Genomic DNA, 21,400 nt, shown 5'->3' with positions numbered 1-21,400 from the left:
TTCAACGGTCGCGTCCGGGCGGAGTGCCTGAATGCCTCATGGTTCCTGTCGATGGCCGACGCTATCGAACGGATCGAGGAATGGAGGTGCCACTACAACAATGATCGGCCCCACACCTCGCTCGGCAACTTGACGCCGAACGAGTTCGCACGACAAACTCAAACAGCTCGAGAAATTGCCTGACATCTGGACCACAAAACGGGGCAGCTCCAATGCCCGAAAAAATTGCCTTCAACATGGACCAGCTTCCTGGGTCAGGATCAATGACAGGTTCACCCGAAATATCCGGCCACAATGCAGGCGAACACGATCGCTAGCGCCACAATCCAGCCGGCTCGTTGAATAATCCTCCGATCACGCAACGGCAGACGGCTGAAGTCGCGTTCGTTTATCAGTTCGTAGTTTTTTGCGAACGCCAGCCCATCACCACAGTTCCGTCTTGACCCGGTAAGGATCACGTTCCTATTCTGTTCTCATGGAGTCAAGCAGTTTAAAAAGGCGTTTTCCACCGCCCAGGCGGGTTGAGCGGACGCAACATTGTTTTGAAGTACTGGACGCCAATGGGATACGGCTGGCCCATATCTACGCTCGCGACGATCTTCATCAGACCCGTTTCGGTCAGTACCTTCAACAACTGACCACGGACGAGGCCAGACGCATAGCCAATGGCATCGCGCGACTGCCGGAATTCATGGTGCAGCGAAAGGACTTTCACCAACGTGGTGAATATCGGTGGTAGAGATCACGGCCATACCACGTCGCGCTTGAAGACAGCTACACTTGGGAGGAATTGTTGTCCGAGCCAGGCGTCGGATCCGTGACGGCATCGGAAATCAGACTTTGGCTTGAGGAACGAGGGGCTGCGCTAAGCATTCTGAGTTCAGTCAGCCATGGACTGTAACCAGGCCAATCTGGCTATCGCTTTCATCGCGAGGCGCTGTAACAGATCGACGCGCTCCTCATCGCCGGCATTTTCCGCCTCCGTCAAGTACGCATCCGCAAGTGCCTCGGCGAGGGCTTGGGCGTCGAGTTCTGCGAACTCCGCTCGGAGATTAACGATTGCTGATTCCTCGGCCATGAGGAGCGTCTCTTCGCGAAGCTCGAGCAGGCGACCTCCAACAGCTCCCGAGGAGCGATGCGTCAGGCCGTCCAGGTGCGCGGCGAGCCGAAGTTCGAGTATCCGGGCGTTCACCCTGCTTTCCGCACCGCCGGCAGGCTGCAGCCCTGTCTGGCATTTCGCGCGTGAGCGCTCTCGATGATAGGCCCGGCGACGCTCTCGTCTGAGAGTGGCGACATGCCCGAGTTCTTCGCGCGCCATTGCTTCGGAAGCGCTCTTGATGTCAGGGCCTTTCGCGGATGCCGCCATGTATGACCAGAATGCGAAGGCGCGCTCTTCGTTCCGAACCGCCATAGCCAGGGCCTGATAGGGCGTGATGAGACGCGATGCCTTGATTTCGGCGGTCGCCTCCGCATCGAATGTGTCCGGCGCTCGCCAGCGGACGAGACTCGGATCCGGCGGCTTGCCGAGCCGCGATAGCGACCACCGGTTCAGGCTATCCACATGCTCGCGCTCCGCCACGGCGAGATTGGCGAAGACAGCAGACAGGTCGCGCAAGCCCTGCTCTTGCATGGCTGTTGCAAGCTCATCGTATTTGCGAGCCGCCTCCTGCTCCATCGCGTGGGCCAGCGCGAACATTTCCTCAAGCGAGTACAGAATCCCCTTAGGATGGTCTTTCAGCCGAAGCGTTTGCGACAGCAGCATGACGTACCTGAAATAGGTTCCTCAATAGTCTGATCGCGGTTTGCGCGCTGTCGCTCTCCGATTGCGAGATTCGCTCGGTTCCTTCGAAAGCGTGTGTCGTTCGCGACCATGAGACGCCGACCAATCGGTCTTTCAGATTCAGCCCTTCCCGTCTGAAGTCACGCCGAACGTCATAAATCGTCAATCGATTGATCTTTTAGACGGCACGGGTGGCGTCCCTTTGATCTAGGTCAACTGAACCACCGTCTCTGTTTATAGATTGTGCCTAATAAATGAGGGGAAGCTGCAACTGTGAGCGGTGAACTCGCTAACATCTGGCCCACTCCAACGGTGTCCTGTTCCGAGGACGAAGTGGAGCACCTTCCGAGGCGGCTTCAACGCGAAGGCTTTCCGTGCGGGGAATATTCTACGTGAGTCGGAATGTCTTTCGAGCGATCGTCGCAGCGATCGTCTTGACATCGGTGCCTCTGTTCGCGCGCGGTGCCCACGCGGCACAAGACCTCGCATCGTATATATCGAAAGTTTCACCGGCCGACTTCTTTCCGGAGGCCGATCGCTTCGGCCCGCCGCAGGGTGATCCCCCCGTTGTCCCTGCCTACCGCGGCGACCGGTTGCAAGGATTCGTCTATCTCAATTCCGACTTCGTCAACGCCACCGGTTATTCGGGAAAGCCGATCCGGCTTCTGGTTGGAATCGATCCCGAGGGCGTCCTCACCGCTTTCAAGCTCGTCGAGCATAGAGAACCGATCGTGCTGGTCGGCATCCCGGAGAAACGGATTCTGGAGGCCGTCAACAAGTTGACCGGCGTCGATATGAGAGACGTGACGCGCGGAGTCGCGCCGGCGCCCCAGGTCGATATCATCAGCGGTGCAACCGTTACGCTGTTGGTGATCGGGGACAGCATCGTGCGTTCCGCGATGAAGTTGATCAGGAGCGGGCGACTTGGCTTGCAAAGCAATGCAACCGCCATAGCGGCACCACAAGCGTTGAAAGCCATCGATCCAAGCAAGAGCGAGATTCGCGACTGGCAAAGTCTCGTGGCGGATGGTTCGGTTCGGCAACTATTCCTTACGGTAGCGGACATCAACAGAGCTTTCGAGAGTTCAGGCAATGCCGCAGCGGTCGCGCACCCGGAGCAAGGCGAGCCGGACGACACGTTCATCGATCTGTATGTCGCCGATGTAGCTGTCCCTACTATCGGCCGTAGTTTGCTCGGCGACGAAGGCTACAACCGCCTGGCCGGACGGCTAAAGCCGGGACAACAGGCGCTCGTCGTCGTTGGGGCCAGTCGATACTCGTTCAAAGGGGCGGCCTACGTCCGCGGGGGGATCTTCGATCGGATCGAACTAATCCAGGAGACTAATAGCGTTCGCTTTCGGGACCGTGATCACACCCGGCTGGGCAGTCTTGCCGCCGAAGGAGCACCCAAGTCCCCCGAAATCGCGCTGTTCACGGTACCGCCGGAGATGCCACTCGATCCGACCCAACCGTGGATACTGCAACTGTTGGTTCAGCGCGTGGTCGGCGCCCGGGACAAGGCTTTGGTCAAATTCGATCTGGGGTACACATTACCCGACGTTTATCTCAAGCGCCAGGCGCAGCCGGCACAAGCCGCACCAGCGAAAACGCCGGCGTCCATGATCGTCGAGCAGCGCGAAGTCGGCACACCGCCCGACGCTTCCGACGAGGAACCGCTCTGGATGCGGATCTGGCGCGCGAATGTCGTGAAGATCGCAATCGTCGCCGCGGCGTTGGGCGCGCTCACCTTGATCTTCTTCTTTCAAAACTTCCTGGTGTGTCGCCCGACAATGTTCACGTGGGTTCGCCGGGGGTACTTGCTCTTCATCCTCGTTTGGCTGGGTTGGTACGCAAACGCTCAGCTCTCGGTGGTCAATGTGCTGACCTTCGTGAACTCGTTGCTGACCGACTTCAATTGGGAATACTTCCTATCTGCACCGCTGATCTTCATTCTGTGGGCCTCGATAGCGGCGGGACTGCTGTTCTGGGGGCGCGGTCCATTTTGTGGCTGGCTTTGCCCGTTTGGTGCCCTGCAGGAGTTGCTGAACAACGTCGCACAGGCCTTCAAAGTCCCGCAGTACCGCGTTCCTTGGGGTCTTCATGAACGGCTTTGGCCGATCAAGTATATCTTGTTCCTCGGCCTGTTCGGCATGTCGCTCTACTCCACAGCGTTCGCGGAACAACTCGCCGAGGTCGAACCGTTCAAGACATCGATTGTTCTGAAGTTCGCGCGGGAGTGGCCGTTCGTTGTTTACGCCCTAACCCTTCTCGCAGCGGGCCTCTTCGTCGAGCGCTTCTTCTGCCGCTACATATGCCCGCTTGGAGCGGCGCTGGCGATTCCTGGCCGTATCCGCATGTTCGAATGGTTGCGGCGCTGGCGAGAATGCGGCTCACCCTGTCAGCGTTGCGCCAACGAGTGCCCAGTCCAGGCGATTCATCTGGATGGGCACATCAACGTCAACGAATGCATCTACTGCATGCACTGTCAGGAACTCTATTTCGATGATCACCGCTGCCCGCACATGATCCAGGTGCGGTTGAAGCGAGAGAAGCGTCAAGCGCTGTCGCCGCCTTCGATTGGCGCGGGTGGCAACGTTCCCGCTCCCGACATTTCCGCCGACGGCAAGCGCGTCGGCGCATCGCCCGCCGTCATTCCACCCGCAACCTGAACCGAAAGCCGAGGAGGCATTCATGAGCCAGAACGAAAAAGCAAAGGTGGTCAGTCGACGAACCGTGCTGGGAACAACGGTGGCGGCAGCGGGGGTTGGCTTGGCTGGCGGAGCTGCGATGAAAGACCACGGCGACTTCGTCTCGCCTGCGGCCGCGCAGACAAAGGCGACTGCGCCGACAGCCCAGGCGGCCCGGCCGGCTGTGCACAAAACGGAGGTCGCGCCCGGCGAGCTTGATGAATACTACGTGTTCTTCTCGAGCGGCCAGTCCGGCGAGATGCGGATCGTCGGACTTCCTTCAATGCGCGAACTCATGCGGGTCCCCGTCTTCAACCGCTGCAGCGCCACCGGCTGGGGCCAAACCAACGAGAGCCTGAAGGTACTGACTGAGGGAATGCAGCCGGCAACGCGAGAGCTCCTCAAGAGCCGCGGCGGCACTTACATGAATGGCGACCTGCACCATCCTCACATTTCATTCACGGACGGCACCTACGACGGCCGCTACGCATTCATGAATGACAAGGCGAACAGCCGCGTCGCGCGGGTGCGGCTCGACGTTATGAAGTGCGACAAGATCATCGAATTGCCGAACCAGCACACGGTTCATGGCCTGCGGCTGCAGAAATATCCCCGCACCGGATACGTATTCTGCAACGGCGAAGACGGCGTTCCGCTGCCGAACGACGGCACGGTTCTGGACAATCCGAAGGAATACCGCTCCATTTTCACCGCGCTCGACGGCGACACGATGAAGGTAGCCTGGCAGGTCATGGTGAGCGGAAATCTCGACAATGTCGATTCCGACTACCAAGGCAAGTACTGCTTCTCGACCTGCTACAACTCCGAGGAAGGGGTAACCGCGGCTGACATGACCGCCAACGAGCAGGACTGGGTGGTTATCTTCAACCTCAAGCGGATCGAGGAGGCGGTCAAGAAAGGCGACTTCAAGGAAATGAACGGAGTGCCGGTGATCGACGGCCGGAAGAGCTCGCCCTATACCCGCTACGTTCCGGTCTCGAACAATCCTCACGGTATGAATACGGCTCCCGACGGAATCCACATCGTGGCGGCCGGAAAGCTCTCACCCACCGTGACGGTGATGGACGTGCGCCTGTTCGACCAGTTGTTCGACGACAAGATCAAGCCCCGTGACGTCGTCGTAGCCGAGCCGGAGCTTGGCCTCGGCCCGCTGCATACTGCTTATGACGGCAAGGGCAATGCCTACACGACGCTGTTCCTCGATAGCCAAGTCTGTAAATGGAACATCGAGCTGGCCAAACGAGCGTTCAAGGGCGAGAAAGTCAATCCGATCATCCAGAAACTCGATGTGCACTACCAGCCGGGTCACAACCATTCGTCGATGGGGCAGACGAAGGAGGCCGACGGGAAATGGCTGATCTCGCTAAATAAGTTTTCCAAGGATCGTTTTCTTAATGTCGGTCCACTGAAGCCCGAGAATGACCAACTCATCGACATCTCCGGCGAGAAGATGATCCTGGTCCACGATGGCCCGAGCTTTGCCGAGCCGCACGATGCCACCATCGTCCACCACTCCAAGATCAACCCGATATCGATCTGGAACCGTGCGGATCCGATGTTTGCGGATGCGGTCAAACAGGCCAAGGCCGACGGCATCGATCTCGAGGCAGATTCCAAGCTCATTCGAGATGGCAGAAAGGTGCGCGTCTACATGACGTCGATCGCGCCAACGTTTGGGCTCCAACAATTCCAGGTCAAGCAAGGCGACGAGGTCACCGTGTTCGTCACCAATCTCGATGCGGTCGAGGATCTGACACACGGCTTCTGCATCGTGAACTACGGCATCAACATGGAGATCGGCCCGCAAGCGACCGCGTCGGTCTCGTTCACGGCCGATAAAGCCGGTGTCTACTGGTATTACTGCTCCTGGTTCTGCCATGCCATGCACATGGAGATGAAAGGTCGCATGTTCGTCGAGCCGAAATCGGTCTGAGCGGGAGCTGCGTCGTGCGTCTTCCGCTGCGTATGCTTTTGGCGGCGCTGGTCGCGGCTGAATTCGCCGGCTTCGCCCGCGCGGAGACGCTGACCGCCGCGCCCGATCGGCCGCTGCAGACGGTTCTCGATCGCGCCAGAGACGGTGACGTCGTCGAACTCGTTCCTGGCGAGTACAATGGCGCGATCCGGATCGATCGATCTCTCGTATTGATCGGACGCCCCGGCACGGTGATCGATGGCGGCGGCGTCGGCAACGCGGTCACGGTGACGGCGCCCGATGTCACCGTCCGCGGCGTGACTGTCCGCGGATCGGGGCGCGATCTGCAGGCAATGAATTCCGGAATCTTTCTCCAGAAGACCGCCGTTCGTGCGACGATTGAGAACAACCGCCTGACCGGGAACCTGTTCGGCATTTACGTGCACGGAGCGGCTGGGTCGCGGGTCGCCGGCAACGTCATCGAGGGGCTTCGAGGCGGCCGGCTCAGCGAGGCCGGCAACGGCGTCTCCCTTTGGAATGCACCCGACGTCACGATTGCGGATAATACGTTCCGCTACGGTCGCGACGGAATCTTCACGATCTCCAGCCGGAAGGACCGCTTCGTCAACAATCGCTTCGAGCAGGTACGCTTCGCGGTCCACTATATGTACACCGACGATAGCGAAGTCAGCGGCAACGTTTCGATCGGAAGCCATGTCGGTTACGCGATCATGTATTCGAATCGCCTGGTGATCCGCGGCAACATCTCCGATCACGACCGCGACCACGGGTTTCTGTTTAACTACGCGAACTACGCCGAGATCGACGGCAACCGGGTAACGGGTGGCCCACTGAATGCGGTGATGGACCAGTCGGAGTCCAGTCCGAACGACGAGCGCGACATGCTTCCGGAGCCGAAGCGGGAACGAGCCCTTCGCAGCGGTCCGGAAAAATGCGTGTTCATCTACAACACCAATCACAATAGGTTCCGCGACAACTGGTTCGAACGCTGCGCCATTGGAGTGCACTTCACCGCCGGCTCCGAAGGCAACGAAATTGTCGGCAACGCCTTCGTCAACAACGCCAACCAAGTGAAATACGTTGGCACCCGACACTTGGACTGGTCGACCGGCGGGCGCGGCAATTATTGGAGCGACAATCCAGCGTTCGACCTCAACGGAGACGGAATCGCCGATACGGCGTACCGGCCGAACGACCTCATCGATCGCGTGCTATGGACGGCGCCCTCTGCGAAGCTCCTCATCAACAGCCCTGCCGTCCAGGTGATCCGCTGGGCGCAGGCGCAATTTCCGGCCCTGCTTCCGGGAGGGGTGATCGACAGTCACCCTCTCATATCTCCGCCCGCGCGCCCTGCGGCCGAGGAGGTGCGATGACGAAGACTGTGAGCGTATCCGAAGTCACAAAAGACTATGGCCGGGTCGAAGCCGTCCGCGGCGCTTCGTTCGATCTGGACCAAGGCGAAGTGGTGGCGCTCATCGGCCACAATGGCGCGGGCAAGACCACGCTGATGAAGCTCATGCTCGGATTGATTCGCCCGACCGGCGGAAGGATCGAGGTGCTCGGCGATAATCCTGCGGCGGGACAGTTCGCCGGCCGACGGCGGCTCGGTTATCTTCCAGAAAGCGTCTCTTTCGATACCGCCCTCACTGGGCGCGAAACCCAGGAGTTCTACGCGCGGCTCAAGCGGGAGCCCGTCGCCCGGGCTTTCGAGCTACTCGACGCCGTCGGCTTAGGCGACGCCTCCCATCGACGTGTGGGCACCTACTCCAAGGGTATGCGCCAACGCTTAGGACTTGCTCAGGCGCTCATCGGCCATCCTCAGGTGCTTCTACTGGACGAGCCGACTACAGGACTGGACCCCGAACTGCGCCAAACCTTCTACGAGGCGATTCAACAACTCGCAACCACAGGCACCACCGTTCTGTTGTCCTCACACGTCTTGACCGAACTCGAGGAGCGGGCCGGGCGCGTCATCATCATGAATCGCGGCGTCAAGGTCGCCGATGGATCAATCGAGCGGTTGCGCACCATTGCCCGGCTGCCGACTAAGATTCGGTTGAAGGTCGTCGGCCTCGCGCCCGGCGAATTGCCGTCCTGGCTGCCGGCCGATGCACCCTCTCGGCGCGTGAACGGCCGCATTGTCGAGATCGACGCGGAGCCCGAACGCAAAATCGAACTTCTACATAAGGCCACCTCGTCGAAAACGGCAGTGGAAGATCTCGATGTGATCCCGCCGTCGCTCGACGAACTTTATGCGCACTTCTTGCGGAAAGCGGAGCTGACGCCATGACGGTCCTCATCATTGCACGTAAGGAGATCCACCAGGCGGTCCGAAACCGATGGGTACTCGCTTCGACCTTGCTGCTTGCAGCCTTGGCGCTGTCGCTGACGTTTCTCGGCAGTGCTCCGACAGGCACGGTCGGTGTTCGTGCGCTGGACGTCGTCATCGTTAGCCTTTCCAGCTTGACCATTTTCCTGATCCCCTTGATCGGGCTTTTGATCTCCCACGATGCCATCGTCGGCGACATGGAGCGCGGGACCATGCTCCTGCTGCTGAGTTACCCGGTAGCTCGCTGGCAGGTTCTCCTCGGGAAATTTCTCGGTCATTTAGGGGTCCTCGCGTTCGCGACCTGCTTGGGCTACGGAATTGCGGCCGCTGCTCTGTTGGTTACTGGCAGCCAGATCGATTCCGACCGCCTCACTGCCTTTGCCGCCATGATCGGCTCGTCGGTACTGTTGGGCGCGGCATTCGTGTCCATCGGCTATCTCGTCAGCACACTGGTGCGAGATCGCGGGACCGCCGCTGGCGTCTGCATTGGTCTATGGCTGCTCCTGGTCCTGATTTACGACATGTCGCTTCTCGGTCTGCTGGCGGTGGATCAGGGGCACACCCTTTCGGCGGCCGGGCTCGACGCCTTGCTCCTGCTGAATCCCACGGACGTGTATCGGTTGTTCAACCTGACAGGGTTCGCCAACGTGAGTACGTTCGCGGGCATGGCGGGCTTGGCCCAGAGCACGTCCTTAACATCCCGGATACTCCTAATTGCGCTCATTTGCTGGACGTCCATCCCGCTCGCCTTGGCCGCGATCGCTTTTTCTCGGAGGGAGCTATGAAACGCTCGATCCTCGCAGTTGTTTTATTGGTACCGCTCGCGCTTCTCGGCTGTGACGACAAGCCGGCAGCCCGGCTGCCGTCGCCACACAGTCTGACGGCGGAATTGATCGGTCACTACTGCGGCATGAACGTACTCGAGCACCCGGGACCGAAAGGGCAGATTTTCGTCGCCAGCCGGATCGATCCGGTCTGGTTTTCCTCGGCGCGCGACACCATCGCTTTCACCCTGCTGCCGGACGAGCCGAAGGATATCCAGGCGATCTACGTGTCCGACATGGGCAAGGCCCCGAGTTGGGACAAGCCCGGGCCGGACAATTGGGTCGAGGCCCGAAAAACATTGTTTGTCATCGACAGTCGCGCAAAGGGGGGAATGGGGGGCGACGAGGCTGTGCCATTTTCGGAGCGCGCAGCGGCCGAGAAGTTCGTCGCCGAAAATGGCGGCCGCATTGTTTCTCTCGCGGAAGTGCCGCGCGAATACGTTCTCGGTTCGGAGGAAACGAAGTTCGGGGCGGCTCCGGAAAGCGCGCCAGGGCGCGTTTCGCTCGATTGAGAGGGCACCATGGCGCGCGCGATCTCGCGACGACGTTTCATCCGGATTAGCGGTGCGGCGGCGGGCTTGGCGCTTGGAGTGCCTGTCCACGCCTCGACTTCAGAGGCAGATCTGACGGTCTGGCACGGCACCTTGTTGGGCGCCGTCGCCACAATGACGATCCATCATCGTGATCGCGACCAGGCCGAACGATTGATCTCGATGGCTCGCGCGGAAGCACGAAGGCTCGAACGTCTGTTCAGCCTCTATGTAGAAGACTCCGACCTGGTGCAGTTGAACCGCAGCGGCGTCCTCGTGAACCCGGCCCCAGAATTTGTGGAGCTTCTTCAAACGTCACTCGGGTATGCAGAGCTGACGGGCGGCATGTTCGATCCGACGGTACAGCCATTGTGGGAGCTTTATGCAAACCATTTCACGAAAGTGGATCCTGATCCCGCAGGACCCGACCAGTCATCCGTCGAAGCGGCGCTTGCACGCGTAGGATATCACCGCCTGTTGATCAGCAGGGATCGTATCGTCGCGCCCAAAGGAACCGCGCTCACGTTCAACGGAATCGCACAAGGATACATCACCGACAGAGTAGTCGACTTGTTGTGCTCGCAAGGCATCGCTCACAGTCTCGTGGATATGGGCGAGATACGCGCGATCGGCGCGCGTCCGGATGGCTGCCCCTGGGGGGTCGGGATCGCCGATCCTGACTCCTCAGCGCGAATCCAGAGCGAGATTCCGATCGTCGACCGCGCCGTCTCGACCTCCGGTGCGTACGGCTTTCAGTTTGATCCAGCAGGCCGCTTCAATCATCTCTTCAATCCGGTGTTGGGGACTTGCGGCCATCTCTATCGGAGCGTCACCACCATTGCAAAAACCGCCACGGCTGCGGATGCGTTGTCCACGGCCTTCAGCCTAATGGATCAATCGCGGATACGAACGTTGATGTCCCGGGCCGGCATCGAACGGACTCATCTGATTGATGCCGGAGGAGCCGTTGTCGACATCATCGCCTGACGTCCATAGCCTGTTCGTTGCGTTAATGCCGCTGAGAACCGCGTTCGAGGATGATTGCAAATGATCTGGTGTCTTGAGAGGGGATAACGGTTGGGCCAAGCATGGAGGACGAACCTATGGGATCTGCAACCGCTAGTCGTTCCGGAGTCAACTCGTCCGGCCCGATCGCTCTCACGAACGTTCGCACCGGACTCGGTGCGGATGCGATCGCCGCAGCCTTAATCGAGAATTTGCACTGCCTTCTTGGGAAACTGCCAAGATATGCGACACGGAACGACTGGTACATGTGCCTCGCGTACACTGTTCGCGATCGCATGATGGAGCGCTACGTAGCAACGTTAGAATCCATTACCGAAACGAACCCGGACGCCAATCGGCTGATGCTGTCGCGTAATGTTGGACCTGTGCAGACTGATCTGGCGGATGTTCACGGATCTTTTCCGGTCGCGAGCTACGCTTGAGGCCGAGATTTTGGTATTGAGGCAACAAATCAATGTGCTTCGGCGAGGGCCACCTTGAACGTGACGGGCCATCATGCTCACGCTCTATTCCTATCCGCCGCTGTTCGGCGTCGCCGACAACAATGGCTATGGTCTGAAGGTATTCGCTTTTCTGAAGCTTGCCGGTGTACCGTTCCGGCACGAACACATTTTCGATGCGTCGAAGGCGCCGCGCGGGCAATTGCCCTATATAGTCGACGGCCATGACTGCGTCGGCGATAGCGAGACCATCCTTGTCTATATCACCGGAAAATATAGCGTGACGCTGGATGGGGCGCTGACGCCGGCGCAGCGCACAACCAATCTCCTGATTACTCGCACGCTCGACGATCTCTACTGGGTAATGTCATATTCGCGCTGGAAGGACGAGCGCTACTGGCCCCAGTTCCGTGATGCGCTCAAGCGCGAACATCCGAACCTTACCGATGACGGATTGATGAAGGCCAAGGAGTTCAACGCCCAGCGATATTACTACCAGGGCATTGGCCGATTCGAGGCTGACGCTGCAATGGATAGAGGGCTCGCCGATCTCGCCGCACTCGCGAACCAGATCCCGCGGCAAGGCTATGTGCATGGGGACAGACCGACGACCATCGACGCCGCCATCTATGGCTTCATCGCCAACATTTACTTTTACGACATCGAGACGCCATTGAAACAATTCGTGGTCTCGCACGAAGGTTTGGCACAACATTGCCGTACCATCCACTCAGCGGTCAGTATGTGAGAAATAAGGTAAGGCCGATTGTGGCGCGCCGGGTGCCTGCATACAAACCCAGACATACTGATGGTGCAGTCCGCCAAGGATGGGAGCAACTGGCGCATCGGCCCAATCGCGAAAAAAGTCCGCCACCCTTGGCTTGGCGGTCCTTGGGCGGATCTCATGCGCCCGAGCCAGTCGGGATCAAATCCGCGACGTTGCCGGACGGCACAACTCTTCAGTATGTCGCCGATTCACTCAGTAGCACCATCAGTATCAACGATCGCCTAGTTGCGGTCGAGCACCGTCATGTATCGAACGCGTTGCTGGATTCAACCACTTATCTTCATGAGAATACCGATTTTTCCTATCACGTCACCGGCATCAAGGATGCATCTAATACGCGACGCTGGACGGTCGAGTATGACAGTCGGTGATGTCGCCAACGTTTCCATCGGTATTCGCGATCGCCCGACGTCTCCTCGCTCACCGTGGCAAAATGCATACGCCGAACGGCTGATCGGATCGATCCGCAGGGAATGCCTTGATCATATCGTGGTATTCGGCAAACGCCATCTGCGCCACGTGCTGCTCTTGTACATGAGCTACTACAACGGCACACGCACCCATCTGTCATTGAACAAGGACGCGCCGATATCACGTGCCGTCGAGACAGCCGGACGCATTCTCTGTCGACCGATTCTGGGCGGACTGCACCATCAATATGTTCGGATTTAATTTGCGGTAGGCACAACCCGAAATCACTGGCGCGCCCGAAGAGATTCGAACCCCTGACCCCCAGATTCGTAGTCAGGAGTCTTCTCTCAACAAGTGTCACAGCTTTTTTAGCGACAGCGACAACACAGGTATCTTATCGAGCTCACGTTTGAGGGCGCGCATCGGGAATTCTCCGTACCCGTCGGCAACAGTTCTCTTTCGATGGCCCGTAATGGCATCAATGAGGTCTGGCTGCAGCATATAGTCCCGTGCAAGCGTACGCATCCGATGGCGCCATGAGTGATTGGGGGCTAACCGGGTGTCCTTGAGGCCCAAAGATCGAACCCACCGACCGAGAACCTTGGTACCTGTGCCACCCCGGCTGCCGAACTTGTCAGGCTTCAATTGAACGAACAGAGGACCACTCTCGATACTGGCCACGAACTCCAAGAAACCAGCATCGATAATGGCTGTGTGAATAGGTATCGTACGCTCGGAGCTCTCCGTCTTGAGGGGACCAGCCTCGGCAGTGAAACTCATGCAGTGGATCCCATCAATCTCCGTAATGTCCTGTACCCGCAGCTGACAGATCTCAGCAACTCTGGCCCCCGAATAAGCACCCAACATCGGAACCCAACGGCGAACCGGATCACGTGCCTCCGCGGCTGCTGCAAGCACGATCCGGGCTTCTGCATTGGTATAACCGCGGCGTCCTTGCCCCGGCTTTGCCTTCAGTTTTATGGGAAGGTTTGCCGCCGGATTGATTGGAAGAAGCTGATTGTCAACCGCGACTTGGAAGATGGCACGAAGGGGAGCCAGCTTTGCATCACGGATGGTTTTGGTCGAACCTCCCGCGTCGACAAGACTGTTTTTCCAGCTAACGACGTCTTCGCGGGTGACGAGGCACGCGTCATCGTGTTGCACGTGCCGGCGAAACTCATTGAACACACGCGTCCATTCGTATCGGGTCTTTTCCGCGGGCTTGCGCTCTGCGACCCACCGATCCAATAGGACGTTGAATGAGACGGGCTTTTTCGGCTCATTGGGCCGGGTTCCCAAACCCCACGAACCGGGACCGATCGCCTCGAATTCCCCGCGTTTTAAGCGAGCAAGCACCAGGCTCGCGCGCTGAAGCGCGACGGCTACCGCCTTCTCCAGTTTGATTTCGCTAGTCGGATCGAGGATGAGGCCCTGCTGTTCGAGGACGTCGCCAGCATACATCAGGCACAAGCTCTGCTGGAGAACCGCTCGCTCATCGTCCTTTTCGTGTTGTCGAACGGCTTGAGAGTCGGGCTCAAAAAGGTCCGCGACAATCTCCTCGCGTGTGGGGACATGCCACATGCGTTCAAAGACTTCGGTGTGCCAGGTATTACCGCTCGGGTTGTCGCGGTGTTTGGCGAGCCACAAATCATAAATCGGAGCTGCCAATTCGTGAGCCTCGCGCTCAGTCAGCTGCCTAGCTCCGGCGCGCAAATTCCCCCATCTGGCCTCAAGTTCAGCCAGGGCTTTGGCATGCAGCCGCTTTGCTTCCGCGGGGTCTTTCGTTCGAAGCGTCTGCTTCTCTTCGCGCTTACCGATCAGCCGCCTTAAGTCGGCCGGCACGGCGCGACGTAGCCAATAGACACCACTCTTGGGATGCTTCCAGGGACGTGACATAGCAAGGGGCATTGTACCAACCTTTTGTACCAGGCGGGTAGCGTCAACTCCTTGATTTTGCTTATTTGCTTTCGAAACAAAGATTTGAAAGCATCGTGGTGCCCAGGAAAGGACTCGAACCTTCACGACCTTGCAGCCACTGGCACCTGAAGCCAGCGCGTCTACCAATTCCGCCACCTGGGCCCGGCCGGGTTAGTAGGCATCGGCCGCGCGCTTGTCAAATCCTTGAAGGCGTCCTCAATAGGTGGCTGAGCGGTCCGCCGGTTGACGTGCCGCGGAACGGCGGAATATCCATTCTCTAGACCTGAAATTATCGCCCTTGAGGACCGCATCATGGCATCGCATTCGGACACGCTCGTCACGGTTTTCGGAGGCTCGGGCTTCCTCGGCCGGTATGTGGTGCGCGCTCTCGCCAAGCGGGATTACCGCATTCGGGTCGGTGTTCGGCGCCCCGAACTGGCCGGACATTTGCAGCCGCTCGGCAAGGTCGGCCAGATCCATGCCGTGCAGGTCAATCTGCGCCATCCGGGGTCGGTCGGTGCGGCCATGCGGGGGTCCCATGTGGCCGTCAATCTGGTCGGCATCCTGACCAAGAACGGCCGGCAGACTTTCGATGCCGTGGTGGCCAAAGGCGCCGCCACCATTGCGGAGGCAGCCGCGGCGGCCGGCGCGCGCATGGTGCACGTCTCGGCCATCGGCGCCGATGCGACATCGGCTTCGGCCTACGCCCGCGCCAAGGCTTCCGGGGAAAGGGCGGTACTGGCGGCGGTGCCGTCTGCGACCGTCCTGCGGCCGTCGGTGATGTTCGGCCCCGAGGACCAGTTCACCAACCGGTTTGCCGCGCTGGCGCGGATGTCACCCCTGCTGCCGCTGATTGGCGGCGGCGCGACCCGGATGCAGCCGGTCTATGTCGGCGACGTCGCAACCGCCGTGGCCGACGCGGTCGACGGCTGGACCAAAGCGGGCGCCGTCTATGAACTCGGCGGCCCCGAGGTGCTCTCGATGCGCGAGATCATGCAGATCATTCTCCGCGTCATCGAACGGGAGAGGATGCTGGTGCCGCTGCCGTTCGCGATTGCCCGGCTCAAGGCGATGGTCCTGCAGTTCGCGCCGGGGCCGCTGAAGCTGACGCCGGATCAGGTCACGCTGCTCAAGACCGACAATGTCGTTTCCGATGCGGCGACGGCCGCGGGCTTGACGCTGCAAGGGCTGGGGATCGCGCCGGACTCCATGGAGGCGGTGGTGCCGCAATATCTCTGGCGCTTCCGCAAGGCCGGTCAGTTCGCGCCGAAGGGGGCGTGACCTTTTTATCGTTGAGAGAGTTATGAGCGACGAAGCGGTTAGCTTCGTGGATTTCCGAGTTGATCCTGCGCTCGCGATGATGATGGTCCGGTGGGACTCTACCGCCCCAGCGCCAGCGCGATCAGACCGAGCGTGCCGACGATCACCCGCCACCAGGCGAAGAACGTAAAGCCGTTGCGCGTGACGTAGCTCAGGAATGCTTTGACCACGATGATCGCCGTGACGAACGATGCCACGAAGCCGATCGCAACGATTCCGAGATTGTCGGTCGTCATGTCGGCGCGGTTCTTGTAGAAATCATAGGCGAAGGCTCCGATCATGGTGGGGATCGCGAGGAAGAATGAAAACTCCGCCGCCGCGCGCTTGTCGGCGCCGAGCAGCATCGCGGAGACAATGGTGGCGCCGGAGCGCGATACGCCGGGAATCATCGCAACGCATTGTGCGATGCCGATCCAGATATACATCGGCAGCGGAAAGGCCGTGGCGTCGTGTTCGCGCGGCCGGTGATCGAGTTGATCGACCCACATTAAAGCCGCGCCGCCGACGATCAGCGAGAAGCACACCACCCACGGATTGAATAGTAGTTCCTTGATGTACTTGCCGGCGATCAGGCCGACGATCACAGCCGGCAGAAAGGCCGCCAGCACGCCGATGACGAAGCGCCGATCCTCGGCGTTGGAGAACATGCCGAGCGCGATCGGCCACAGTTTCGCAAAATAGATGACCACAATCGCCAAAATTGCGCCAAGCTGGATCAACACCGTGAATGTGTTCCAGAAGTTCCCCGAACCGAGATCGAAGAAGCGCTCCGCCAGTAGCAGATGGCCGGTTGAGGACACCGGCAGGAATTCGGTGACGCCCTCAATGATGCCGAGAATCACGGCTCTGATCACATCGGAAATCATGGGAAGGGCCTACCCTGAATTCTAGTCGACTGCGAACGATGCGTCCTTCTCGCTTATTCGCCGCAGGGCAGCAATGCCCAAATCCATGAATCTGGCCCGGGCGAACGCAGTTTCACCCGCTACTCGACAGCTCAGCGGAGGCGCGCGTGCCGCTAACGCTCTGCCGTTAACGCTTTGGAGATAGTTTCTTAAGCATCGCAAACTTATCAAGGGCCCCATGTTCACGTTGCTTCACCATCCATTCTGTCCGCAATCGCGCTTTATTCGCCTGATTCTCGGCGAACACGGACTCGATGTCCGACCGGTGGAAGAGCGGGTGTGGGAGCGGCGTGAAGCTTTCCTGACACTCAATCCGGCCGGCACCACGCCGGTGCTGATCGCCGAAGGCATCCCCGCGGTTCCCGGCGCCGGTATCATTGCGGACTATCTCGACGAGACCTACGGCGAGCGCGTCGGCGAGCGTCGGTTGTTGCCGACGTCAATGCCCGAGCGCATCGAGGTGCGTCGTCTGATGGCCTGGTTCAACGAGAAATTCTTCGAGGAGGTTTCCGGTCCGCTGGTGACCGAACGCATCTACAAGCGCTTCATGGGAGAGGAGATCGGCGGCGGTCCGCCGGAGACCGACGTGATGCGCGCTGCCCGGACCAATGTGCGCTATCATCTGGCCTATATCGGCTGGCTGGCGCGAACGCGGAATTATCTGGCCGGCGATCGGTTGACCTATGCCGATCTCGCCGCGGCGGCTCATCTGTCGGCGATCGATTATCTCGGCGACGTGCCGTGGGTCGAGGACGAGGCGGCGAAGGCGTGGTATGCGCGGATCAAGTCGCGGCCGTCGTTCCGTCCGTTGCTAAGCGAATGGCTGGCGGGCGTGCCGGCATCGCGCACTTATGTCGACCTTGATTTTTGAAGATCTGGATTTTTGAAGACGGCGGGGCGGTCGCGGATGCGGCAATCATTCCCGCTGGTTCTCGTACGCCTTCAAATGCGTATAGATGGTGCGAAGTTTCGGTATCGGCAGCTTTGCGGCCTCGGCTCGGGTGATGAGATCGCCGATGATATGATCGGCTTCGACCCGCGCGCCGGCCTCGATATCGCGGAACATGGATGCGGTCAGCGGCGATTCCTTCGCCGTCAGCATTGCCGACGCGCTGCTCAGGAAATCTTCGCGCGGCGCGTGACCTGCCGCGCTCGCAAGAGCGGCAACTTCGGCCAGCACGGCAAGGATGAAATCGTGTCCGCCAGGTGCGGCGACGATCTGGCCGATGGATGCGCGCATCATGCAGGTCGTGCCGGCGAGCGTCGCTAGAAACACCCACTTTTCCCACATGTCCTGAATGATGGTTTCGGATGCCTGTGCTCCGCAACTGGCGCCGGCGAAAGCTTCGGCTATCACCCGAACGCGTTCGCTTGTGCCGCCGTTGCGCTCGCCGAAACGGAGCGACTGCATTGGCGCGAGGTGGACGACTTCGCGCTTCTCGTTGAGCGTGACCGCGAGCGAACACAGGCCGCCGAGCACGCGCTCGCGGTCGAATGTTGCGTCGAGCATCTCCAGGTGCCGCATCCCGTTGAGCAGCGGGAGGGTCGCCGTGCGCGGCCCCACCGCCGGCGCGAACGATGTGATCGCGCCTTCGAGATCAAACGCCTTGCAGCTCAGCAGAACCAGATCGAATGTCTGCTTCAAGCCAGTAGCCTGGACTGTCGGCGGATTGCGGAGCGTCAACTCGCCGTGCGGACTCTTGATGACAAGACCGGTGCTTGCCAGCTCAGCGGCGCGTTTGGGACGCACCAGGAAGGTCACATCCTGACCCGCCTGCAGCAGCCTGCCGCCGAAATAGCCACCGGTCGCGCCGGCCCCGACAACGAGAATGCGCATCGCTCTTTTCTGTTTTGCCTTTTAAGTTTCTTCGACACAGGTTCGCGGGGCGCAAGGCTCGTTCCTGTTTCGTCAGATCAGCCGCTCGATCTTCTGTTTGCGCCAGACCATGGAGCGAATGTCAAATCCGCTCCACCAGCTTGACGATGTGATCGCGGATGTCGTCTGGCCAGCCGGCGATCAGGGCTGCTAGCCGCCGCCGGTCGTTGGCGAACAGCGCGCGTGCGGCTTCCTCGAAGTTTGCAAAATCGCCCGCCATCGCAGACATGAAGTAATAGGCAGCGTCGCGTGCCGCGCGGCTGCGATCCCTGTCGCTATTTGCGCGGCGCGCCTCGTCGACCAGCTTGCGCAAGGCGACCGACGCCCCGCCGGGTTGCGCGCTCAGCCACTCCCAGTGCCGCGGCAGCAGCGTCACCTCGCGCGCGACCACGCCGAGTTTCGGCCGGCCGCGGCCGCGCGGTTCGCCCGGTTTGGAGGCCCCGCTGGCTATGATCGTTTCCACCGGCAAGGTCTGCCGCAGGCGAGCCGCGATCTCATCGTCGGACCCACGCAAATCGAGGTCGATCGGGCGCCCGGTCTCGTCGCTGTAGATTGCGATCGGAGCAGTCGTGCGCGTGCCTGCGTGTTTGACGGCGAGCGCGACATCGGTGAGCGGGCCAGATGCGATCCGCCGCTGGCCCTCGAAAGCGGTAAAATAGGAGGTCTGGTCATGCATCATGGGAGGTGTCCGGCTGCGGGTTGGCTGGCATTTATTACCCGGATATAATTAGTCCGTCAATATTACCCGGATAAATATTACGAGCCATATCGTTCGGCTCCAAACGACGTGCGCGCCTCAATATCCCGCAGCATGCGACCCGCGGGTACGCGGGTCCGGCGCACCGAACAACCCGTCCGGGGTGATGGCGATGGAGTTGGCCGAAGTCTGTCCCATCGGTACGACAACGGCGTGGCCTCGCGCCTGCAATCCCGCGATGATGCCATCGGGGAATCCCTGTTCGGCGCGGACCTCGTCCGGCAGCCACTGATGATGCAGCCGAGGCGCGTGGACCGCGGCTGCAATGTTCATATCGTAGTCGAGCACGTTGACGATCACCTGAAGAACCGTGGAGACGATGCGGCTGCCGCCCGGCGATCCCGTCACCAGCACCGGTTTTCTGTCCTTCAGAACGATCGTCGGAGTCATCGAAGACAGTGGTCGCTTGCCGGGGCCGGGCAGGTTGGCCTCGAATCCGACCAGGCCGAAGGCGTTCGCCGCGCCCGGCGCGGCGGTAAAATCGTCAAGCTCATTGTTGAGCAGAATGCCGGTGCCCTCCGCCACCAGCCCGACGCCGTAGCTGAAGTTCAGCGTATAGGTGTTGCTGACGACATTGCCGAAGGCGTCGGCCACGGAAAAATGCGTGGTGTTGTCTCCCTCGCGCTGCGGCCGCACGGGCACGGCGGCCGCAGGCGTCGCATGCATCATGTCGATCGACGCGCGCTGTTTCGTTGCATAGTCCTTCGCAAGCAGGGTTTGAATCGGGGCGTTGACAAAAGCGGGATCTCCGAGATAGCGCGCGCGATCCGCATAAGCGCGCTTCATCGCCTCGACCAGCACGTGCAGTGAATCCAGCGATCCCTGATGCAGATCGCGCATCGGAAAGCCTTCGAGGATGTTCAGCGATTCGAGCAGTACGGTGCCGCCCGACGAGGACAGCGGCATCGAAACGACGTCGTAGCCCCGATATCTGCCACGCACCGGCTCTCGGATCAGCGGCCGATAGGACTTGAGGTCTTCAAGCGTCATGATCCCGCCGGCTGCGTCGATCGCTTTCACCAGGTTCGAGGCCACCGAACCTTCATAGAATCCTTGCGGCCCGTACTCGGCGATTGCGGTCAGGGTCGCGGCCAGATCGGTCTGGACCAGCCGGTCGCCCTCGCGCAGCGGAGTGCCGTCAGGATGCGCGAAAATCTTCATCGAGGACGGCCAACGCACAAAACGGTCATGCGATTGCGACAGCGTATCGGCGTTGTCGTCGGCGATTTCGAGTCCGTAGCGTGCCAGCGTGATCGCAGGCTTGAGAAGACGGGCGAGGGTGAACTTGCCCGAGCCGTATTTGTCGAGCGCCAGCGCGAGCCCCGCGACGGTGCCGGGCACGCCGATGCCGAGCGCGGAATCGCGCGACTTCGCCGGGTCGGGCGCGCCGTCTGCGCCGAGGAAGATGTCGCGTCTGATCGCATCGGGTGCGGTCTCGCGATAATCGATGGCGATGTCGCGTCTGGAATCGGCGAGGTGTATCAGCATGAACCCGCCGCCGCCGATGTTTCCGGCGCGCGGGTAGGTGACCGCCAGGGCGAAGCCGGTCGCGACCGCTGCATCGACGGCATTGCCGCCCTGCGCAAGCACCTCCGCTCCGATCTTGGCCGCGAGCCGCTCCTGCGCCACCACCATGCCGTGTTTGGCGGCAACCGGACGGGCCGCATCGGAGGTCGTGGTCGGAGCCGTGCCGCGTGCATCCTGCGCGACGGCGGGCCATGACAGCGGCGCAAATGCTATGATCACGCAGAAGGCGATCACGGAAAATATGGACCGACGCGGCTCGCGGTGGATCATCCATTCGGTTCCGGATCTGGAGGAGTCGCTCTGTTGATGGGAGCAATGCTATAGGAACTC

Annotated in this window: 21 protein-coding genes, 1 tRNA gene and 1 pseudogene; 14 read left to right on the top strand and 9 right to left on the bottom strand. The window is 60.3% G+C overall.

From position 1 onward, the window contains the following. Positions 1 to 183, top strand: a 183-nt coding sequence (locus GGQ85_RS10340) for an integrase core domain-containing protein (protein WP_309774431.1), incomplete at its 5' end; no start/stop codon positions are given. 307 nt (positions 184 to 490) lie between these two features. Here the strand turns inward: GGQ85_RS10340 and GGQ85_RS10335 are convergent. Next, positions 491 to 718 (bottom strand): hypothetical protein, encoded by a 228-nt coding sequence (locus tag GGQ85_RS10335; protein ID WP_309774430.1) that lies wholly within the window; start codon positions 716 to 718, stop codon positions 491 to 493. Positions 719 to 880: 162 nt separating this feature from the next. After that, positions 881 to 1,762 (bottom strand): ferritin-like domain-containing protein, encoded by an 882-nt coding sequence (locus GGQ85_RS10330; protein WP_309774429.1) that lies wholly within the window; start codon positions 1,760 to 1,762, stop codon positions 881 to 883. A gap of 392 nt (positions 1,763 to 2,154) precedes the next feature. Between GGQ85_RS10330 and GGQ85_RS10325 the strand changes: the two genes are divergently transcribed. From GGQ85_RS10325 to GGQ85_RS10275, 11 genes are all read left to right on the top strand, one after another. After that, entirely contained in the window at positions 2,155 to 4,449 is a 2,295-nt protein-coding gene (locus GGQ85_RS10325; RefSeq protein ID WP_374708874.1) for a 4Fe-4S binding protein, read from the top strand. A 22-nt stretch (positions 4,450 to 4,471) separates the two neighbouring features. After that, complete coding sequence (gene nosZ / locus GGQ85_RS10320; protein ID WP_309774427.1) at positions 4,472 to 6,421, top strand: TAT-dependent nitrous-oxide reductase; 1,950 nt, start codon at positions 4,472 to 4,474, stop codon at positions 6,419 to 6,421. A gap of 14 nt (positions 6,422 to 6,435) precedes the next feature. Then, the gene (locus tag GGQ85_RS10315) at positions 6,436 to 7,794 is read left to right on the top strand and encodes a nitrous oxide reductase family maturation protein NosD (protein WP_309774426.1); all 1,359 of its coding nucleotides are present in this window, start codon (positions 6,436 to 6,438) and stop codon (positions 7,792 to 7,794) included. Continuing rightward, a complete protein-coding gene (locus GGQ85_RS10310; protein WP_309774425.1) occupies positions 7,791 to 8,711 on the top strand; it encodes an ABC transporter ATP-binding protein in 921 nt (306 codons plus the stop codon). Before GGQ85_RS10315 ends, GGQ85_RS10310 begins: the two co-directional genes overlap by 4 nt. Next, the gene (locus tag GGQ85_RS10305) at positions 8,708 to 9,535 is read left to right on the top strand and encodes an ABC transporter permease subunit (protein WP_309774424.1); all 828 of its coding nucleotides are present in this window, start codon (positions 8,708 to 8,710) and stop codon (positions 9,533 to 9,535) included. The genes GGQ85_RS10310 and GGQ85_RS10305 overlap by 4 nt, the downstream gene beginning before the upstream one ends. Then, the gene (locus GGQ85_RS10300) at positions 9,532 to 10,086 is read left to right on the top strand and encodes a nitrous oxide reductase accessory protein NosL (protein WP_309774423.1); all 555 of its coding nucleotides are present in this window, start codon (positions 9,532 to 9,534) and stop codon (positions 10,084 to 10,086) included. Before GGQ85_RS10305 ends, GGQ85_RS10300 begins: the two co-directional genes overlap by 4 nt. Positions 10,087 to 10,095: 9 nt before the next feature. Next, on the top strand, positions 10,096 to 11,091 hold the full coding sequence (locus GGQ85_RS10295; RefSeq protein WP_309774421.1) for an FAD:protein FMN transferase: 996 nt from the start codon (positions 10,096 to 10,098) through the stop codon (positions 11,089 to 11,091). A 116-nt stretch (positions 11,092 to 11,207) separates the two neighbouring features. Continuing rightward, the gene (locus GGQ85_RS10290) at positions 11,208 to 11,552 is read left to right on the top strand and encodes a hypothetical protein (RefSeq protein ID WP_309774420.1); all 345 of its coding nucleotides are present in this window, start codon (positions 11,208 to 11,210) and stop codon (positions 11,550 to 11,552) included. Positions 11,553 to 11,625: 73 nt separating this feature from the next. Further along, entirely contained in the window at positions 11,626 to 12,318 is a 693-nt protein-coding gene (locus GGQ85_RS10285) for a glutathione S-transferase C-terminal domain-containing protein (RefSeq protein WP_309774419.1), read from the top strand. A gap of 143 nt (positions 12,319 to 12,461) precedes the next feature. After that, entirely contained in the window at positions 12,462 to 12,728 is a 267-nt protein-coding gene (locus tag GGQ85_RS10280; RefSeq protein ID WP_309774418.1) for a hypothetical protein, read from the top strand. Next, the gene (locus tag GGQ85_RS10275) at positions 12,715 to 13,029 is read left to right on the top strand and encodes an integrase core domain-containing protein (RefSeq protein ID WP_309774417.1); all 315 of its coding nucleotides are present in this window, start codon (positions 12,715 to 12,717) and stop codon (positions 13,027 to 13,029) included. Before GGQ85_RS10280 ends, GGQ85_RS10275 begins: the two co-directional genes overlap by 14 nt. Before the next feature lie 96 nt (positions 13,030 to 13,125). Here GGQ85_RS10275 and GGQ85_RS10270 read toward each other — a convergent pair whose 3' ends face one another. The 3 genes and pseudogenes from GGQ85_RS10270 to GGQ85_RS10265 all read right to left on the bottom strand — a co-directional run bounded on the left by GGQ85_RS10270 (position 13,126) and on the right by GGQ85_RS10265 (position 14,847). Continuing rightward, the gene (locus tag GGQ85_RS10270) at positions 13,126 to 14,415 is read right to left on the bottom strand and encodes a site-specific integrase (RefSeq protein WP_309774416.1); all 1,290 of its coding nucleotides are present in this window, start codon (positions 14,413 to 14,415) and stop codon (positions 13,126 to 13,128) included. Between the two features lie 72 nt (positions 14,416 to 14,487). Further along, a pseudogene (locus GGQ85_RS20835) lies at positions 14,488 to 14,664 on the bottom strand (DUF6538 domain-containing protein); the annotation flags it as partial. A gap of 96 nt (positions 14,665 to 14,760) precedes the next feature. Beyond that, positions 14,761 to 14,847 (bottom strand) — tRNA-Leu (locus tag GGQ85_RS10265). A 150-nt stretch (positions 14,848 to 14,997) separates the two neighbouring features. Between GGQ85_RS10265 and GGQ85_RS10260 the strand changes: the two genes are divergently transcribed. Next, complete coding sequence (locus GGQ85_RS10260; protein WP_079445239.1) at positions 14,998 to 15,966, top strand: complex I NDUFA9 subunit family protein; 969 nt, start codon at positions 14,998 to 15,000, stop codon at positions 15,964 to 15,966. Positions 15,967 to 16,064: 98 nt separating this feature from the next. On the opposite strand, the gene GGQ85_RS10255 is transcribed toward GGQ85_RS10260, so the two are convergent. Continuing rightward, positions 16,065 to 16,871: an undecaprenyl-diphosphate phosphatase gene (locus GGQ85_RS10255; RefSeq protein ID WP_309774415.1), complete on the bottom strand. Its 807-nt coding sequence runs from the start codon at positions 16,869 to 16,871 to the stop codon at positions 16,065 to 16,067. Positions 16,872 to 17,088: 217 nt separating this feature from the next. On the opposite strand from GGQ85_RS10255, the gene GGQ85_RS10250 reads away from it, so the two are divergent. Beyond that, positions 17,089 to 17,781, top strand: coding sequence for a glutathione S-transferase family protein (locus tag GGQ85_RS10250; RefSeq protein WP_079445241.1), 693 nt, complete (start codon positions 17,089 to 17,091; stop codon positions 17,779 to 17,781). Between the two features lie 45 nt (positions 17,782 to 17,826). Here GGQ85_RS10250 and panE read toward each other — a convergent pair whose 3' ends face one another. From panE to ggt, 3 genes are all read right to left on the bottom strand, one after another. After that, complete coding sequence (gene panE / locus GGQ85_RS10245; protein WP_309774414.1) at positions 17,827 to 18,747, bottom strand: 2-dehydropantoate 2-reductase; 921 nt, start codon at positions 18,745 to 18,747, stop codon at positions 17,827 to 17,829. A 121-nt stretch (positions 18,748 to 18,868) separates the two neighbouring features. Beyond that, the gene (locus tag GGQ85_RS10240; RefSeq protein WP_309774413.1) at positions 18,869 to 19,465 is read right to left on the bottom strand and encodes a DUF2239 family protein; all 597 of its coding nucleotides are present in this window, start codon (positions 19,463 to 19,465) and stop codon (positions 18,869 to 18,871) included. Positions 19,466 to 19,582: 117 nt separating this feature from the next. Next, complete coding sequence (gene ggt / locus GGQ85_RS10235) at positions 19,583 to 21,340, bottom strand: gamma-glutamyltransferase (protein WP_309774412.1); 1,758 nt, start codon at positions 21,338 to 21,340, stop codon at positions 19,583 to 19,585. Between the last annotated feature and the right edge of the window lie 60 nt (positions 21,341 to 21,400).

Origin of the sequence: Nitrobacter vulgaris (genome assembly GCF_031453995.1) — a bacterium.
Classification (GTDB): domain Bacteria; phylum Pseudomonadota; class Alphaproteobacteria; order Rhizobiales; family Xanthobacteraceae; genus Nitrobacter; species Nitrobacter vulgaris.
The sequence above is the reverse complement of the archived record's forward strand: the minus strand, read 5'-3'. Positions and strand labels throughout refer to the sequence as shown.

Bases quoted from the DNA above. Each gene is read 5' to 3' on its own strand.
- GGQ85_RS10330 (WP_309774429.1), bottom strand. From the start codon at position 1,762: ATGCTGCTGTCGCAAACGCTTCGGCTGAAAGACCATCCTAAGGGGATT.
- nosZ (WP_309774427.1), top strand. From the start codon at position 4,472: ATGAGCCAGAACGAAAAAGCAAAGGTGGTCAGTCGACGAACCGTGCTG.
- GGQ85_RS10310 (WP_309774425.1), top strand. From the start codon at position 7,791: ATGACGAAGACTGTGAGCGTATCCGAAGTCACAAAAGACTATGGCCGG.
- GGQ85_RS10305 (WP_309774424.1), top strand. From the start codon at position 8,708: ATGACGGTCCTCATCATTGCACGTAAGGAGATCCACCAGGCGGTCCGA.
- GGQ85_RS10300 (WP_309774423.1), top strand. From the start codon at position 9,532: ATGAAACGCTCGATCCTCGCAGTTGTTTTATTGGTACCGCTCGCGCTT.
- GGQ85_RS10295 (WP_309774421.1), top strand. From the start codon at position 10,096: ATGGCGCGCGCGATCTCGCGACGACGTTTCATCCGGATTAGCGGTGCG.
- GGQ85_RS10290 (WP_309774420.1), top strand. From the start codon at position 11,208: ATGGGATCTGCAACCGCTAGTCGTTCCGGAGTCAACTCGTCCGGCCCG.
- GGQ85_RS10285 (WP_309774419.1), top strand. From the start codon at position 11,626: ATGCTCACGCTCTATTCCTATCCGCCGCTGTTCGGCGTCGCCGACAAC.
- GGQ85_RS10275 (WP_309774417.1), top strand. From the start codon at position 12,715: ATGACAGTCGGTGATGTCGCCAACGTTTCCATCGGTATTCGCGATCGC.
- GGQ85_RS10260 (WP_079445239.1), top strand. From the start codon at position 14,998: ATGGCATCGCATTCGGACACGCTCGTCACGGTTTTCGGAGGCTCGGGC.
- GGQ85_RS10255 (WP_309774415.1), bottom strand. From the start codon at position 16,871: ATGATTTCCGATGTGATCAGAGCCGTGATTCTCGGCATCATTGAGGGC.
- GGQ85_RS10250 (WP_079445241.1), top strand. From the start codon at position 17,089: ATGTTCACGTTGCTTCACCATCCATTCTGTCCGCAATCGCGCTTTATT.
- panE (WP_309774414.1), bottom strand. From the start codon at position 18,747: ATGCGCATTCTCGTTGTCGGGGCCGGCGCGACCGGTGGCTATTTCGGC.
- GGQ85_RS10240 (WP_309774413.1), bottom strand. From the start codon at position 19,465: ATGATGCATGACCAGACCTCCTATTTTACCGCTTTCGAGGGCCAGCGG.
- ggt (WP_309774412.1), bottom strand. From the start codon at position 21,340: ATGATCCACCGCGAGCCGCGTCGGTCCATATTTTCCGTGATCGCCTTC.